The sequence below is a fragment of the Pseudoalteromonas sp. TB64 genome, from assembly GCF_000498095.1.
In the GTDB taxonomy this organism is placed as follows: domain Bacteria; phylum Pseudomonadota; class Gammaproteobacteria; order Enterobacterales; family Alteromonadaceae; genus Pseudoalteromonas.
On record NZ_AUTQ01000179.1, the window covers coordinates 19450 to 35895 of the forward strand.

Below are 16446 nucleotides of genomic sequence, written 5' to 3' on the forward strand. Positions count from 1 at the left end.
TGTCTGTTTGAGTCAATAAACCTTTATTAATTGCTTGGTTTAATGCATTTTTCTGACTTTGTAGCGGCAGTGTTGTTAGTTTATTAAAATCATTAATTGGGCAAGGTTCAACAAGGCGAAAGCGGTTCATAAAAAATTCAAATGCTAAATCGTCTTGCTCCACATGCCAGCTTTTGTACATATACGGCTTAATTAAATCCATATAACCGCGTGGATGTTTAACCTTTTCGGTACGCGTAATTAGCCCTGTATTTGCATCAGTAACCTTACCATGTGCGCCGCAGCCAATACCGAGATAATCGCCAAAACGCCAATAATTCAAGTTATGTTGGCATTGATAGCCCGCTTTTGCGTAGCCTGATATTTCGTATTGTATGTAACCTGCTTGAGCGAGTAACTCTACCCCTTGCTCTTGAATGTCCCACAGTGTTTCGTCTTGTGGCAAGGTAGGAGGCTTTGAAGCAAATTGAGTGTTGGGTTCAATAGTTAGTTGATACCAAGATATATGGGGAGGATCGAGTGCAATGATCTGCTTTAAATCACTCAATGCATCGTCAAGTGTTTGCCCAGGTAAACCGTGCATTAAATCAAGATTAAAGCTGTTTAAACCAGCTTCTTTAGCTTGTTGCGCGGCATAATTAGCCTCGTCGCTGCCATGAATCCGACCAAGTGCTTTTAGCTTGTCGTTTTGCATGCTTTGCACGCCAATAGAAATACGGTTAATACCTGCTTTTACGTAATCTTTAAAGCGACCTGTTTCTACTGTGCCAGGGTTGGCTTCCAAGGTAACTTCACAGTGCTCTTCAAGTCCAATTAGACTGTCGACTTCTTTTAGTAAGCGGGTGTAGGCTGCACCAGTTAATAGACTAGGAGTGCCTCCACCAATAAAAATACTATGAATTTTACGCCCTTGCACTAAATGCAAATCAGCTTTTAAATCATCAATTAAATGCTGAACATATTCAGCTTCAGGTATTTCACCTTTTTGTCCGTGGCTATTAAAATCGCAGTACGGGCATTTTTGCACGCACCAAGGCACGTGCACATATAAGCTCAGTGGTGGAAGGTTCACAGGCCGCCTTTTTGCTTTAACTCTAGCAATAATTTTTGCAGTGCTTGACCACGATGGCTTACTGCATTTTTTTGCTCTTTTGTGAGCTCAGCACTTGTACAATTTTGTTCTGGTACAAAAAATACCGGATCGTAACCAAAACCACCATTACCATTTTGAGTTAGTGTAATTTCGCCTTCCCAGCTTGCACTGCAAATAAGTGGAGTAGGATCGTTTGCGTGGCGCATTAATACCAGTACACACCAAAAGCGCGCACTGCGAATAGGATTGTCGCCTAAATCAACGAGTAATTTATCAATATTATCTTGATCGCTAGCGTCAGCACCTGCAAAACGGGCAGAATACACACCAGGTGCGCCATTTAAGCCGTCTACTTCTAAACCTGAATCGTCGGCAATAGCGGGCATACCAGTAATTTTAGCCGCATGGCGCGCTTTAATTATGGCATTTTCAACAAAGGTAGTGCCAGTTTCAGCAACTTCACCTACGTTAAAATTACTCTGTGGAACTACATTAATATTAAGAGGGCTTAGCATATTAGCCAGCTCGTTTACTTTGCCAGGATTACCTGTAGCAAGTACTAAAGTTTTAGTCATATTATTAATCTACATAAAATTTTTGCTGAAACTGTAATTTTTGAAATTGATTATTTTGTTGTATTTCAATCTCAAAGCGTAAAATCTCTTCGTTGGTATAGTCAACTTGGGCAAGGTAGTAAATAGAATCACCTTCTTTTACTTCTTTAAAAGTAAGTGTTTGTTTGTTGCCAAGTAGGTTTCTAGCTGTGCCAGTAAGCTTTGCTGTTTGGGCTGTGTTTTCGGCATCATTTTTTAATATGGAAATATTTACAATACCTTTGTATCCACTTCGCTCAAGGTTATACGCTTTTGCTATTTTTGGCTGAATAAAGGTAGAAGGAAAGGCGATGTAATGTACTTGCCAAGGGCCAAGCTCTTTATACTGTGCTCCTTGCATTTCTTCACTTTGCGCGTTAAACGCAAATGCTAAACAAGCAATAAAACAAAACTTAATTAAACGGTTCATTATGTATTCCTTAAAACATATAAAAAAGAGGCCCTTGGGCCTCTTTAATTAGGGCGTGTTAATCTTTGTGGATTAAAATTTGTTCAATCTAGGGGCGATTAAATCGCGGCGCGAGGTTTGTAACCTAGTGGGCTCGATAACTGCTCCTGCGTTATTCTACTGACTTACATCCATGTAAGAATAAGTAAAAACCGAGCAAAGCTTCCGCGTCCTGCTCACGCCCCTTACCTACATTCATGTAGGCAACAAAGAGTTAATCGCCCCTAGAAAGAACCCTTTGGGCAGCGCATGTTTGGTCTTTATGCTGCGTTATCGCCTATTTATGGGGAGTAACCACACTACATAGGCTCTGCCTTGCCTAAAAACCTATATTAAACTAAAAAGTCCATAAGCAGCATTTGCAAAGCTTGAATACCAATAATAAGCACTAAAACTGATAAATCTAAGCCGCCCATTGATGGTAATACCTTACGAATTGGCTTTAGCATTGGTTCAGTAAGCTGGTGGAAAACCGCCTCAATAGGGTTATAACCTTGGCTAACCCAGCTCAAAATAGCGCGAATAATAAGTACCCAAAACACTAAATTAAGACCTTCTTTTAACACGGTTATTAATGCTTGAATAATTACAGGCTGTATTGCCCATCCACCATATAACACAAGCATTAAAGTACTTATTTTGGCTACTGCAACAATAAACGCAAGTAATAGTGATGCTAAATCAAGCCCACCAAATCCAGGAATGATTTTACGCAGAGGCTTTACTGCAAACGAAGTGGCTTTAACCACAAACTGGCTCATTGGATTATAAAAGTCGGCTTTTGCCCACTGTAACCAAAAACGCAGTAATACCACCATTAAAAATAAATCAAATAGGGTACTGATCAAAAACTGTATGGTATTCATAAGTTTTACCTTTAAAGTAAAATAAGCTTAAAGTTCTTTTTCCATTTGCTCTGCACGGGCAATACACGCATCCATAGCATCGCCAACGGTTTTTGTTAAGCCTTGATCTTTTAAGTGCTCAACAGCAGCATGAGTAGTACCACCTTTTGATGTTACGTTTGAGCGTAACTGCGAGATAGTAATATCTGGTTGGCTAAGTGCCATTTCAGCTGCGCCAAGTGCTGTTTGTTGTACTAAGCGACGCGCATCTTCATCGTTAAAACCCAGCGCTTTAGCTTTTTCTTCAATAGCTTCCATAAATAAGAAGAAGTAAGCAGGTGATGAACCGGTAACGGCAATAATGTCGTTAATTTGCGACTCTTGTTCAACCCACACAACAATGCCGGTGCATTCAAAAACTTGTTGTACAAATTCGTGCTCACTTTGTGTTTCGCCTGCACCATATAAACCAGATACACCACGACCAAGCAACGAAGGTGTATTTGGCATACAACGTACCATTTTCACTTCTTGACCAAGCATTTCACGTAAACGTTTTACAGTTAAGCCAGCTGCAACCGAAATAAATAGTTTATCGCTAAAGTCTACGCCAGACTCTTGAAACGATTTGCATAAATCGCCCATCATTTGTGGCTTAACAGACAAAACAATTACGTCAGCATCGCGAAGGGCTTCGTTATTGTCACTGGTGGTTTGCACCTTAAAGTCGGCTGCTACCTTTGCAAGCTTTTCTTGGTTTCGGTTAGTCGCAATGATATTACTTGCGTTAAAACCGTTTTTTACCATGCCACCAATAATGGCGTAGCTCATATTACCTGTGCCTATAAATGCGATTTTTTTATCTGACATAAATCTGTTATCACCTTTTAAGTTCGTGTTCCAAAAATGTCTGTGCCGATTCTAACCATAGTTGATCCTGCGCTAATCGCGGCTTCAACATCGTTACTCATTCCCATCGACAAAGTATCTATATAAAGATATTGGGTCTTTAGTTTATCAAAGCAAGTTTGTAATTGCTCAAAAGATTGAGTTTGAGTTAAGGGATCATCGCTTTTAGCTGGAATAGCCATTAATCCGCGTAATGTTAGATGTTTACACTGATTAATAAAGTCAGCTAATTGGCTGATTTCATCTGGGTGGCAGCCCGATTTAGCCTCTTCATTACTTATATTTACTTGAATAAGTACATTAAGCGGGCTTTTATCATCAGGACGTTGTGAGTCTAATCGCTTTGCTATTTTTATACGATCCACACTTTGCACCCAATCAAAATTTTCGGCAACTAATGCACTTTTATTTGATTGAATAGGACCAATGAAATGCCAAATGATGTCGCTATATGTGTGTAGTTGAGCTATTTTATCTACAGCCTCTTGAACATAAGATTCACCAAATTGGCGTTGACCATGTTGATAGGCTGCAATAATATCTTCGCTTGGCTTTGTTTTAGACACTGCCAGCAAAGTAATTTCGTTACTATTACGTTGTACATTTTTTGCCGCATTTGCAATTCTAGCGTAGGCGGATGTAAGTCGTTCTGCTATTGTAACCATATATTTATCAGTTAGTTGTGGAGTCATAAATGGATATTACCGAATTGTTGGCATTTAGTGTGCAGCACAAAGCATCCGATTTACATTTATCGTCAGGTGTTTCACCTATGATACGTGTAGATGGTGATGTTCGCCGCATTAATATACCAGCATTAGAAGACAAAGACGTAAACAGTCTGGTTTACGATATTATGAACGATAATCAGCGTAAGGACTATGAACAAAATCTAGAAGTGGATTTTTCGTTTGAAGTACCTAACTTAGCACGTTTTCGTGTTAATGCTTTTAATTCAAATCGTGGCCCCGCAGCAGTGTTTCGTACGATCCCAAGCGAAGTTTTGACGCTTGACGATTTGGGGGCTCCTGATATTTTTAAAACAATCTCCGACACCCCACGTGGACTCGTGTTAGTGACAGGACCAACCGGCTCTGGTAAATCGACAACACTTGCAGCTATGGTTGATTATATAAATCAAAATAAACATCACCATATTTTAACCATAGAAGATCCTATCGAGTTTGTTCACGATAATAAACTAAGCTTAATTAACCAACGTGAAGTTCATCGTGATACACATAGTTTTTCAAATGCACTTCGTAGTGCGTTGCGTGAAGATCCAGATGTAATATTGGTTGGTGAGCTACGAGATTTAGAAACAATTCGTCTTGCAATGACAGCAGCAGAAACGGGTCACTTAGTATTTGGTACGTTGCATACAACGTCTGCACCAAAAACCATTGACCGTATTATCGATGTGTTCCCTGGTGAAGAAAAATCAATGGTGCGCTCAATGTTATCTGAATCTTTGCGCGCAGTAATTTCGCAAACGTTACTTAAAAAAGTGGGTGGTGGTCGAGTAGCCGCACACGAAATTATGATTGCAGTTCCTGCCATTCGTAACTTGATACGTGAAGATAAAATTGCACAAATGTATTCATCTATTCAGACAGGTGCCTCTGTAGGTATGCAAACAATGGATCAGTGCTTAACTAATTTAGTAAATCGTGGCGTTATTACTAATACTGCTGCGAAAGAAAAAGCGCAAGATAAAACACAGTTTGGTGGTTAAGGAATTATTATGGCTTTATCTTTAAACGATTTTTTATTAGTAATGATTGACAAAAAAGGCTCTGATTTATTTGTATCGAGCCAACTACCAGTAAGCGCCAAAATAAACGGTGAGCTTATTGCGCTTAGTGATGAAAAGTTAACAGACGAACAATCGCTTGAAATGGTTGAATCAGCCATGAGCGAAAAGCAAAAAGCAGAGTTTCATAAAACAAAAGAATGTAACTTTGCTATTGCAACAGACGAAGGGCGTTTTCGTATATCAGCTTTTTGGCAGCGTGACAGAGCGGGTATGGTTATTCGCCGAATAGTAACGCAAATACCTGATGTAAGTGAGCTAGGGCTACCTTCTACACTTACCGATGTCATTATGTCTAAGCGCGGATTAGTTTTATTTGTGGGTGGTACAGGGACTGGTAAGTCTACCTCGTTAGCTGCACTTATAGGTTATCGTAACCGTAATCAACGTGGCCATATTCTCACTATTGAAGATCCGATTGAATTTGTACACGAGCATCGTAAAAGTATTATTACTCAACGAGAAGTAGGGCTTGATACTGAAAGCTTTGAATCAGCACTGAAGAGTTCATTACGCCAAGCTCCCGATGTAATTTTGATTGGTGAAATACGCTCACAAGAAACCATGGAGTACGCATTAAGCTTTGCTGAAACAGGTCACTTATGTGTAGCTACACTGCATGCTAATAATGCTAACCAAGCCATTGACCGTATTATGCATTTAGTACCAAAAGAAAAACACGATAAGCTCAAGTACGATTTAGCACTTAATTTACGTGCTATCGTGGCGCAGCAATTAGTACCAACTTCTGATGGCGAAAGCCGTGTTGCTGCAATCGAAATATTACTTAATTCACCAATGATTGCAGAACTCATTAAAAGTGGCGATATTGGTGGCATTAAAACAGCAATGGCTAAGTCGAAAGAAATGGGTATGCAAACCTTTGACCAAGCATTGTTTGAGCTTTATAGACAAGAGCGAATTAACTACGCAGATGCGTTGCATCATGCCGACTCGCCTAACGATCTACGCTTAATGATCAAGCTGCGAAACAACGAGCAGCAAGGAGCAGGGTTCTTACAAGGCGTTACCGTTGATGGAATGGGCGAAAAAGAGTAATTAATTTTTAAATCGAATAAAAAAAGCGCCAATGTCGGCGCTATTTATTTATATAACGAGTTGTTTATATAGCAGGCTTATTCACCGTAGCTAGATTCAAAAAAACTTTCTAAAATAATAACCGCAGACATATTATCTACGTTTCCTTTACCTAACTTTTTGTAACCACCTTGCTCAAATAAACGTGCTTTAGCATCAGCGGTTGTTAAGCGTTCATCTTGTGTTTCCACAGGTATGGCGTAATGGTTATGCAACCTGTTGGCAAACTTTTTAGCTTTGAACGTAACCTCCTGTGAGGTGCCATCCATGTTTAATGGTAAACCAACAACCATTAAGTCGGGTTCCCACTCGGTTACTTGTACTGCAATGTCATCCCAGTTAGGTATGCCATCTTGTGCTTTTACGGCTTTAAGGCTAGACGCACTACCAGTAAGCTCTTGTCCTATAGCAATACCAATGCTTTTGGTACCAAAGTCAAAACCCATTACAGTTCGTTCGCCTTTTGGTTTAAGCGTTCTTTTTGTCATGTTTATCTTGTTTAAATTTTAAGTTGTTATGCGTGACCAGCTTCAGGGCTGAGTTGGCTAATATCAAAGCCCAACATTGAAACTGCTTTTTCCCATCGTTTTTCAACGGGAGTATCAAAAATGATCTTTGGATCTGCTTCAATGATCAACCAGCTATTATCTAGCAGTTCTTGCTCTAGTTGACCTTGCTCCCAGCCAGAATAGCCTAAAGTAATAATAAATTGATCAGGTGCTTGCGACGTAGTTAGGCTCGCTAATACATCTTTTGATGTCGTAATCATTATTTCACTACTGAGCTTTTGGCTTGAGGTATAACCGAGTTTTGGAGAGTGGAGTACAAAGCCTCGGTCGGTTTTAACCGGACCACCAGCATAAACAGCAACCTGCGCTGCTTGTTGGGATTTATCGTTATCAATTTCTATTTTATCGAGTAGTTCGCCAACTGTTACATTAATAGGTTGGTTAATAACCAAGCCCATAGCCCCGTCTTCATTGTGCTCACAAATATAGGTAACAGCACGTTTAAAAAGAGGGTCTTGCATCGACGGCATCGCGATTAAAAAATGATTTTCTAATGACTGCATAGATTTCACCCTTTTTAGTTAATGAACTTTGAGTATGGCACATACCTTTGTTTTTAAAACTAAAAAAGCACTTTCATACGGTTTAAAAATTAATAGTTAGCAACTATATTAAAATTTATGACACGAAAGTGCTTTTAATAACGACAGGTAGATGCTTATTTATCTAGCTTTCTTTCAATTGCGTCAAACAAAATACCTGTAATAGAGATATCGTATGCAGCTTCAATTTCGCGAACACACGTTGGGGCTGTAACATTAATTTCTGTTAGCTTATCGCCAATAATGTCTAAACCAACAAATATTAAGCCTTTTTCTTTAAGCGTTGGTGCAACAGCTTGGGCAATTCTTAAATCTGACTCGCTAAGCGGGCGTGCTTCGCCTCTACCACCAACAGCTAAGTTACCACGTGTTTCGCCATTTTGTGGAATACGCGCTAGGCAGTACGGAATTACTTCGCCATCAATAACCAATACGCGCTTGTCGCCTTGTTTGATCTCTGGAATATAATTTTGTGCCATTGCAAAGCGGCTACCGTGCTCTGTTAATGTTTCGCAAATAACGCCAATATTAGCGTCGTTTTCAGTTACCCTAAAAATAGACGCGCCACCCATACCATCAAGTGGTTTTAAAATAATGTCTTTATGCTCAGCTAAAAACTCACGAATTTGTTTTTGGCTACGTGTCACTAATGTATCAGGGGTATGCTCGCTAAACCAAGCTGTAAACAGCTTCTCGTTAGCATCACGCAAACTTTGTGGCTTGTTAATTATTAACGTACCTTCTTGTTCTGCGCGCTCTAAAATGTACGTTGCGTAAATGTACTCTGTATCGAAAGGAGGGTCTTTACGCATTAAAATCACATCTAGATCGGCAAGCGCAATGGTAGATTTTTCTTCAAGTTCGTACCATTTTTCTGCGTTGTTAAATACTTGCGCCTTAGCTGCTGTTGCATACGATTTACCTTTACGAAGAGATAAGTCATCCATCTCCATGTAATAAATTTCGTAGCCGCGCTCTTGCGCCTGCATCATCATTGCAAAACCGGTGTCTTTTTTGATGTTAAATCCACTAATAGGATCTGAAATAATACCTAACTTAATTGCCATGCGCTGTGCCTTACTATAAATGTTAATGTTTATATGAGGGTGCTTTTAGTTATTTCAATTAGCTAAATCGCCAAATTGAAGTTGTAATGCACTTAAGACCGTTAAAGCGGCCGTTTCCGTTCGTAAAACGCGCGGACCTAAGCGAATATCTACAAATTCTTGTTGTTTTGTTTGTGCCATTTCATCATCTGTAAAGCCGCCTTCTGGCCCCACTAAAAAGCGTACGCCATCTTTAGGAACAGTAATCGTTTTAATACTGTGCTCTGCACGAGGATGCAGCGTTAGCTTAATTGCATCGGTTTGTTGTGCAAGCCATTGCTTTAAATCTATTGGTGGATGAATAATTGGAATAAAATTACGACCTGATTGTTCTGCAGCAGCAATTGCAATTTTTTGCCACTGTTGGTGCTTTTTATCAAGGCGGTCACCCATTAGTTTAACGCCACAGCGCTGACTAAAAATAGGTGTGATTTCGGTAATACCTAATTCAACCGACTTTTGAATAGTGAAATCCATTTTGTCACCACGAGAAACACATTGCCCTAAATGAATTTTAAGTGGTGATTCAACATCATGCGGATTTAATTCTTGTGGCATTACAACAACATTTTTCTTACTTATCTCAATAATTTCACTAAGGTATTCTCCACCTTCACCATTAAAAATAGAGACTTTTTCACCTACTTTCATACGTAATACCCGACCAATATGGCCTGCAGCGTCGTCATCTAATGTAACGGGAGTATTTAAGGCAATACTCGATGCCTGATAAATATGAGGAACTCGCATGTGGTGTCACTTATTGGTTAGCGAATAAAAGTTATATACCGCTATGGTAAGTAAGCAGGGGAGTTGGTGCAATTATTTATTTTTATAAATATTTATTATGTCATTCCCAAGGGCTTGGCTAATCCAAAAGATTTAATTGCTATTAGGGGGGGGGGAATTTTTAAAAATTAAATATGTTAAAACGAGGGAGGTTTAATTGAGGACGCAATTTTTAAAATACTGTAGAACTTTAGCTCTCTTTATCTACATCCATGTAGGAGGTAAAGAGTAACTAATTTAATTTGGTTCAATAAGATTAAGTGGTGTTTCTGCTATGTCGGTATGGCATGACAAATGGTTAGAGTGCCCTGGGTCAGTAACAGGATTAAAGGTAAAACCATCTTCGCTTTGACTGACCAAAAATCGATTTTTATGCAATGAATTATAAATAAAGCGTTGTTTTTCATCGGCAAGTAAATAATCGGTGTGATTAAATAAAACACCCTTTATATCGTGATGTTCATGCAAATAGCTCGCAAGTTCAGAAACACTAATTTCATTTTCGAAATCGCAATAGCAGTAATCTTTTATTAGTTCGTCAAACATCATTTTGACTAACTGACGCATATTATTACCTGCAATCACTAAAGTGCTTGGAGCATTATTCTCAGAGCTATTAAAAGAGTGCCCAGCAAGGGCTCTACTAAAATCGTTATCTATATCAATTAATAGATAGTTAGTTATATCAAATGGCATAAGACCCCAATGCATTTAAGCAAAAGTGTTTACTAATCTAATTAAATGCAGGCGTTTATAGCAACTTAATTTAAAAAGCTCAGAGTTAAATAGAAAACATGCTAATAAGTAAATAGCCTATAGCGCAAAAAACAGCGAATTCGATGCAAGCAATACCAATGTTATCTTGATGATCGACCTCAAGAGCGGTATCAATATTTGGTAACGATATTTTTTTTATTATATAAGTTAACGAATAAAGTAATACCCACATTACACCGCAATGCATAACGAGTGTAAATAAGTTTTCAACCATCTTACCATTTTGAAACGCTGCACTGGATAAACCTGCGTAAACAGATAGCGCTAAACCAATTGATTTTCCAGCATAACGAATACCAATAGAGGTATTTTCTAAATTAAAGTTACTTTGTAATGAAGCACCTTGGTTTGCTTTGGCAAATCGGTATTCACGTATTTTGCTATCGCAAGCAAACATACCTTGCAGCACAAAAAAGCTGACAAACGCGATTAGCAAGTTACTAAAACCTTGTGTGTGGGTCCATGTGTAAAGACCCAAGGTCATAATACAATTAGCAATTAACATTCCTGAATCGACTAATGCGGCGCATACGTTTTTTTTCAAAATAGCGGCTTCTTCATTAAAACGGTGCAAAATCCATTTACGATGAATTAAATGCCCTACTTTTATAAATGAAAATAGCAAAATGATTAACACGACTACTTTGAATGGATTTGATTGAGCTGTATTTACACTTATTTCATCAAATAAAAATGCTATGGTTGCTATGACAACTGATATTTCTGAGGCAAAGCTGATACCCATAGCAAAGTTATCATACTGCGCTAATTCATCTTTAAGCGCTTGTTTTGCTTTGACTTGAGTTACAACTCGTAAAAGAAAAATAGTAATGCAAATAACGACAAAACTAATGGCAATAGCAACAAAACTAGTGTTAGATAAAGACAAATATGACATGGTAATCCTAATTAGAGTTAACCTTTCTAGGTTTTAATCATTCTAGTACGGTTGTTGATGATATAAAAGAGAGGATTGATGAGTAACGTAAAGCAACTTCCTATTCAATTACAAAAACTTGGCTTAACGCGCTTTGAGTCGTTGTACCCACATAACAATATAGAAAGTGAAGTTGTAAGGTTACTAGCGCTTAGCGACTTTGCATGGCGGTGTTTAGATTCGCAGCCTGACTTGATCTCGTGGTTGTTATGCAAAGACGAAATTAAAAACAGAGCTATAAAATCGCCTTTCGAAAATTTAAATCTGAGTGAATTAGACGAAGCACAATGTCATAAGCAACTTCGCCAGTATCGTGAAAAATATTGGCTTAAAGTCGCTTTTTTAGATTTATGCTGTAATAACCCAATTTCAGATAGCATTAAATATATTAGCCAGCTTGCAGATATGCTCATTCGCAGCGCTAATGAATGGGCACATGCGCAAGTTGCTAAAGTAAATGGCGAGCCTTTGGATGAACAAGGTCAATCTATGCCACTTATGGTGCTTGGTATGGGTAAGTTAGGTGGACAAGAGCTAAATTATTCTTCTGATATAGATCTTATTTTTGCATACCCTCGCAGTATTAAAACCCAAGGCGGTCGTCGCAGTATTGAAGCGCAAATATTTTATACAAAAGTAGCGCAGAAGCTTATTGCATCACTTAATCAAACCACCGGTGACGGGCAAGTATTTAGAGTTGATATGCGCCTTCGTCCATTTGGTGAAAGCGGTCCATTGGTTATGAGCTTTAATGCAATTGAAGATTACTACCAAGAACAAGGTCGTGATTGGGAACGTTATGCCATGCTAAAAGGGCGTTTAATTGGTTCGCCTAATCAATACTGGGATGAATTTAATAAACTATTAAAGCCGTTTGTTTATCGTCGTTATATTGATTTTTCGGTAATAGAATCATTGCGTAAAATGAAGCTAATGATTGCCCAAGAGGTACGCCGTAAACGCCTAACCAATAATATTAAGTTAGGGGCGGGTGGTATTCGCGAGGTTGAGTTTATTGTTCAAGCATTGCAAATGGTACGTGGCGGAAGAGAAGCTAATTTACAAACTCAATCGTTACTTAAAGCATTAAAAGAACTAACAATTAGCCAAGTAATTGACGAACTAGAAGCAAAAGATCTTAAAAGTAATTATCTTTATTTGCGTAAGGTAGAGCAGTATTTACAAATATTCGACGATCAACAAACACAAACACTGCCAGACGATGAGCTAAATCAACAACGCTTAAACTTTCTTTTAGAGCAACCTGACTTTGCTGCATCTATTAATAAAATAGAGCATGTTATGGGTCAGGTTAATAATGAATTTACGCATGTAATAGGCGAGGAAACCGAGCCTCTAGATACCTGCGAAGGTGCATTTATTAGTGCATGGGATCATGGTGATATAAGCTTTTTGAAAGAGCAAAAAGATGAGTGGCAATTACCTCTTCAAAACTTTAAGCAGCGCCTTTCAAAAGTAAATGTTGGAAACCGGGGTCGAGACATCCTAGATAAGTTAATGCCTGCATTGTTAAAGCAGTTAAGCGACTTTAAAGCCAGTGCAGCTGCATTTACGATGATTTGCCAAATACTAAATAAAATTATTTCACGTACTGCTTACTTAGAGTTGCTATACGAAAATCCAGGCGCACTAAAGCAACTGGTACTATTGTGTTGTCACAGTAAGTGGATAGGTGAGCATATATCTCGTTATCCAATATTACTTGATGAGCTAATTGACCCCGCAATACTCTACAAACCAACACCATTAAGTGCTTATAAGGATGAGATAAGACAATATTTTTTACGTATTGAGCATGATGACTTAGAGCTACAAATGGAATCGTTAAGGCAGTTTAAGCAAACGCATCAATTACGTATTGCCGCAGCTGATGCCACGGGTGTTCTTGATGTAATGAAAGTAAGCGATCACTTAACTGTATTAGCAGAGGCAATTGTTGAGCAGGCCGTTAATATTGCATGGCATAATACCGTTAAACGCTTTGGTATGCCGCCAGGTACTGATAATGAACATAAAGGCTTTGCTGTAATTGCCTACGGTAAAACAGGCGGGTTTGAAGTAGGTTACGATTCAGATTTAGATTTAGTCTTTGTGCACAATCACGATGGTACAAGCCAAACGAATGGCGATAAACCAATAGACTCACGACAGTTTTATTTAAAGCTTGCCCAGCGCTTAATGCATTTATTTAATACACGTACCGCATCGGGTATTTTATATGAGCTTGATACGCGCTTACGACCTGAAGGTGCATCTGGATTATTAGCAATTAACCTTGAGAGCTTTAATCATTATCAGCAAACTCAAGCATGGACGTGGGAGCATCAAGCGCTTGTTCGTGCTCGCTTAATTTTAGGTCAAGATGAGCTTGTTGAGCGTTTTGCACAAATTCGTAAAAACATTCTTTGTCAGCAACGTGATGAAGTAACGCTAAAAAGTGATGTAATAAAAATGCGTGAAAAAATGCGCGGGCATCTTGCCAAAGGAAATACTGAGCAATTTGATTTAAAACAAGATATTGGTGGAATGGCTGATATTGAATTTATTACTCAATATTTAGTGCTTAAGCATGCTCAAGAATTTGAACAGCTGACGGTGTATTCCGATAATGTAAGAATTTTAACGGATGCAGCTAATATAGGATGCATTACAAAAGAGCAGAAGCAGCAGCTAATTAAAGCGTATATAGATTACCGCTCTTGTTATCATGTGTTGAGTTTAGATCAGCAAGGGAAGCTAGTATCCCGAGAAGCATTTTTACAAGATATAGCTAATATAACGCAAGTTTGGAATGCTATTTTTGAATTGAATTGAATTGAATTAGCAAAAATCCAAGCGTACGCTTGGATTTTTATTTTAAGTCGTTTCTTTTAAGTTTTTAATTTTAAACAGTTAGCTCGGACAAACTCAGATGGCTTTTCGGTAATAACAGCAGCACGCTGTTTAAAGCAAAGGTATGTGTAAACTTCGTATTCAAAATCATCGTTAATAGCACGTCCAACTTGGTATAAAGCGGAAGTGAAATTACCATCGACTCTAAAATGCTCTTTAACTACGTAGTCTTTACTTAAATACCAATACATTACAATGCCTTCTTTATCGGCATAAGCACTAAGTACTTTTTTAAGTGTGGAGCCGTTTTCAAAACGCCTAGGCTCTACGCTACCCACCCAGTTAGGGGGCATAGGACTTACAATACGAGTACGCTCAGCGAGTACAGTATCAAGAGTTTGTTCTGGGGTTTTTAACTGCAAAACGTATTTGTCGCGCTCTTCATCGCTTTTAGCCTGATTTTTAATAGATGCATAAAAACGTGATAGCCCTTCGGCAGCCGCATTTTTAGAGTCTCTTATATCAAACGTAGGACCTTCTCCTACCAAAAAGTAAATGGCGAGTACGATTAATACAACGGCGAACGATAAATGTTTAACCCAAAACCACATAACAGCAACTCATCATATTTGTACCTTTTATTGTTATACCATTACTTTTTATAAAAAGAAGGGGTATTTTTATCAGGTCGTGTTTTAAAACGGCGGTGTAGCCACATGTATTGCTCAGGAGCTGCATTAACTGATTGTTCTACACGTTGGTTAACGCGTGTTACATCAGCTTTATCATCACCACTAGGGAAGTTTTCGAGTTCTGGAATTACTTCTAAATGATATTTTCCATTTTCATCACGGCGGCTAATTAAGCTCATTGTTTCGCAGTTTTTACTAGCGGCAAACATAAGTGTTCCGGTGGTAGTTGCAGCATCGGGTACTGCGTAAAATGGTACAAATTCACAACGGTTACGACCGTAATCTTGATCAGGCAAGTAGTAACATACCTTTTTATTTTTAAGTGCTTTTAATAGGCCTTTAACGTCTTTTCGACCAATTAAATACTCATTTGAACGTAGGCGACCGTTAGTTGTAAAGTATTCCATTAACGCATTATTATGCGGACGATAAAAGCCTAAACCTTGGCACTTTAAACCCATAACGCGACTTGCCATTTCTAGATGCAAAATATGTGGCACAAGTAGTAAAATACCTTTGCCTGATGCCTGCACTCGCTCAAAATGCTCTAATCCTTTAATAGAACCATAAGCTTTTTTAACTCGCCACTGCGGCCACCACCATGCCATGCCCGTTTCGACCATAGCAATACCGGTGTTTTCCATATTTTTTAAAACTAATGCTTGTTGATCTATTTCGCTCATATTAGGAAAACATAAACCAATGTTTACTTCTGCAATATGGCGGCGGCGTTTCATAAACTTATGAACTAAACGACCAAGTAGTTTGCCCATTGTTAGCTGTAGTTTTTGTGGCAACCAAGAAATTAAATATAAAAATAAAACGCCAATCCACGTAAGCCAATAGCGGGGACCTAAAAATGATGCTTTAAAAGGAGATGAGGTGACCACAAAAAAATCTCTAAAATAAAAACGCTAGTTTAACGCTAAGCGCTATAAAATACAAAAAACCGCCAATTGGCTAACACCATTCAGTTAAGCATGCTTTGACTTAATGGTGTACCGAGTTTTTGAAATTCGAACGGTCCTACTTTTGGGCCGTTTTCTTTTTTCTGGAAGAATATAACGTTTCACTCGTTCTCGCATTGCCCTTAATTTCTTTGGAATTGAACCTGGCGAAGCGATGGCACACCAGAGTATTTCATCCTGTATATCCCGCAAAGCCATGACAAAACTAATTCTCAGCGGGGAGACTTTAGCCTCTTTGGCTATTCGACTTATCTCTACTCGAATTAAATTGTAGGCTAGCAATATACCCCATAGCTCTTGATTGACTCCATCCACAGTCTGACTACGCAAAAGAATACTATCCTCAAGCATCTGGTGTTTTATTTCTCCATAGCTATTTTCAATTTCCCAGCG

General features: G+C 38.6%; 16 protein-coding genes and 2 pseudogenes (1 of these 18 only partly in view). 3 read left to right on the top strand and 15 right to left on the bottom strand.

All coding sequences use genetic code 11. From position 1 onward, the window contains the following. The 6 genes and pseudogenes from hemW to L647_RS0115020 form a co-directional block, all read right to left on the bottom strand. A pseudogene (hemW, locus tag L647_RS01000000124345) lies at positions 1 to 1072 on the bottom strand (radical SAM family heme chaperone HemW) (it extends 66 nt beyond the left edge of the window). Continuing rightward, on the bottom strand, positions 1069 to 1668 hold the full coding sequence (rdgB, locus tag L647_RS0115000; protein ID WP_024611791.1) for an RdgB/HAM1 family non-canonical purine NTP pyrophosphatase: 600 nt from the start codon (positions 1666 to 1668) through the stop codon (positions 1069 to 1071). Before rdgB ends, hemW begins: the two are co-directional and overlap by 4 nt. 4 nt (positions 1669 to 1672) lie before the next feature. Next, a complete protein-coding gene (locus L647_RS0115005; RefSeq protein WP_024611792.1) occupies positions 1673 to 2116 on the bottom strand; it encodes a DUF4426 domain-containing protein in 444 nt (147 codons plus the stop codon). 371 nt (positions 2117 to 2487) lie between these two features. Beyond that, on the bottom strand, positions 2488 to 3021 hold the full coding sequence (locus L647_RS0115010) for a YggT family protein (protein WP_024611793.1): 534 nt from the start codon (positions 3019 to 3021) through the stop codon (positions 2488 to 2490). Between the two features lie 27 nt (positions 3022 to 3048). Then, positions 3049 to 3870 (bottom strand): pyrroline-5-carboxylate reductase, encoded by an 822-nt coding sequence (proC, locus tag L647_RS0115015; RefSeq protein WP_024611794.1) that lies wholly within the window; start codon positions 3868 to 3870, stop codon positions 3049 to 3051. 17 nt (positions 3871 to 3887) lie between these two features. Beyond that, positions 3888 to 4601 (bottom strand): YggS family pyridoxal phosphate-dependent enzyme, encoded by a 714-nt coding sequence (locus tag L647_RS0115020; protein ID WP_024611795.1) that lies wholly within the window; start codon positions 4599 to 4601, stop codon positions 3888 to 3890. A gap of 2 nt (positions 4602 to 4603) precedes the next feature. On the opposite strand from L647_RS0115020, the gene L647_RS0115025 reads away from it, so the two are divergent. Next, on the top strand, positions 4604 to 5644 hold the full coding sequence (locus L647_RS0115025; RefSeq protein WP_024611796.1) for a type IV pilus twitching motility protein PilT: 1041 nt from the start codon (positions 4604 to 4606) through the stop codon (positions 5642 to 5644). Between the two features lie 9 nt (positions 5645 to 5653). Then, positions 5654 to 6781 carry a PilT/PilU family type 4a pilus ATPase gene (locus L647_RS0115030; protein WP_024611797.1) on the top strand — a complete coding sequence of 376 codons (1128 nt, stop codon included), beginning with the start codon at positions 5654 to 5656 and terminating at the stop codon, positions 6779 to 6781. A gap of 77 nt (positions 6782 to 6858) precedes the next feature. Here the strand turns inward: L647_RS0115030 and ruvX are convergent, their stop codons facing one another. The 6 genes from ruvX to L647_RS0115060 all read right to left on the bottom strand — a co-directional run bounded on the left by ruvX (position 6859) and on the right by L647_RS0115060 (position 11501). Beyond that, entirely contained in the window at positions 6859 to 7308 is a 450-nt protein-coding gene (ruvX, locus tag L647_RS0115035) for a Holliday junction resolvase RuvX (RefSeq protein ID WP_024611798.1), read from the bottom strand. Between the two features lie 26 nt (positions 7309 to 7334). After that, complete coding sequence (locus tag L647_RS0115040; protein ID WP_024611799.1) at positions 7335 to 7892, bottom strand: YqgE/AlgH family protein; 558 nt, start codon at positions 7890 to 7892, stop codon at positions 7335 to 7337. A gap of 155 nt (positions 7893 to 8047) precedes the next feature. Further along, positions 8048 to 8998: a glutathione synthase gene (gene gshB, locus L647_RS0115045; RefSeq protein WP_024611800.1), complete on the bottom strand. Its 951-nt coding sequence runs from the start codon at positions 8996 to 8998 to the stop codon at positions 8048 to 8050. 54 nt (positions 8999 to 9052) lie between these two features. Next, complete coding sequence (rsmE, locus tag L647_RS0115050; protein ID WP_024611801.1) at positions 9053 to 9787, bottom strand: 16S rRNA (uracil(1498)-N(3))-methyltransferase; 735 nt, start codon at positions 9785 to 9787, stop codon at positions 9053 to 9055. A 276-nt stretch (positions 9788 to 10063) separates the two neighbouring features. Continuing rightward, positions 10064 to 10522, bottom strand: coding sequence for a hypothetical protein (locus L647_RS0115055; RefSeq protein WP_029880504.1), 459 nt, complete (start codon positions 10520 to 10522; stop codon positions 10064 to 10066). An 85-nt stretch (positions 10523 to 10607) separates the two neighbouring features. Further along, positions 10608 to 11501 carry a hypothetical protein gene (locus tag L647_RS0115060; RefSeq protein ID WP_024611802.1) on the bottom strand — a complete coding sequence of 298 codons (894 nt, stop codon included), beginning with the start codon at positions 11499 to 11501 and terminating at the stop codon, positions 10608 to 10610. Positions 11502 to 11579: 78 nt separating this feature from the next. On the opposite strand from L647_RS0115060, the gene glnE reads away from it, so the two are divergent. After that, positions 11580 to 14375: a bifunctional [glutamate--ammonia ligase]-adenylyl-L-tyrosine phosphorylase/[glutamate--ammonia-ligase] adenylyltransferase gene (gene glnE, locus L647_RS0115065; protein ID WP_024611803.1), complete on the top strand. Its 2796-nt coding sequence runs from the start codon at positions 11580 to 11582 to the stop codon at positions 14373 to 14375. 56 nt (positions 14376 to 14431) lie between these two features. Here the strand turns inward: glnE and L647_RS0115070 are convergent, their stop codons facing one another. The 3 genes and pseudogenes from L647_RS0115070 to L647_RS1000000126255 all read right to left on the bottom strand — a co-directional run. Then, a complete protein-coding gene (locus L647_RS0115070; RefSeq protein WP_024611804.1) occupies positions 14432 to 15004 on the bottom strand; it encodes a toxin co-regulated pilus biosynthesis Q family protein in 573 nt (190 codons plus the stop codon). A gap of 41 nt (positions 15005 to 15045) precedes the next feature. Continuing rightward, positions 15046 to 15975, bottom strand: coding sequence for an LpxL/LpxP family Kdo(2)-lipid IV(A) lauroyl/palmitoleoyl acyltransferase (gene lpxL / locus L647_RS0115075; RefSeq protein WP_024611805.1), 930 nt, complete (start codon positions 15973 to 15975; stop codon positions 15046 to 15048). An 84-nt stretch (positions 15976 to 16059) separates the two neighbouring features. Continuing rightward, positions 16060 to 16446 (bottom strand): annotated as a pseudogene (locus L647_RS1000000126255) (IS4 family transposase); the annotation flags it as partial.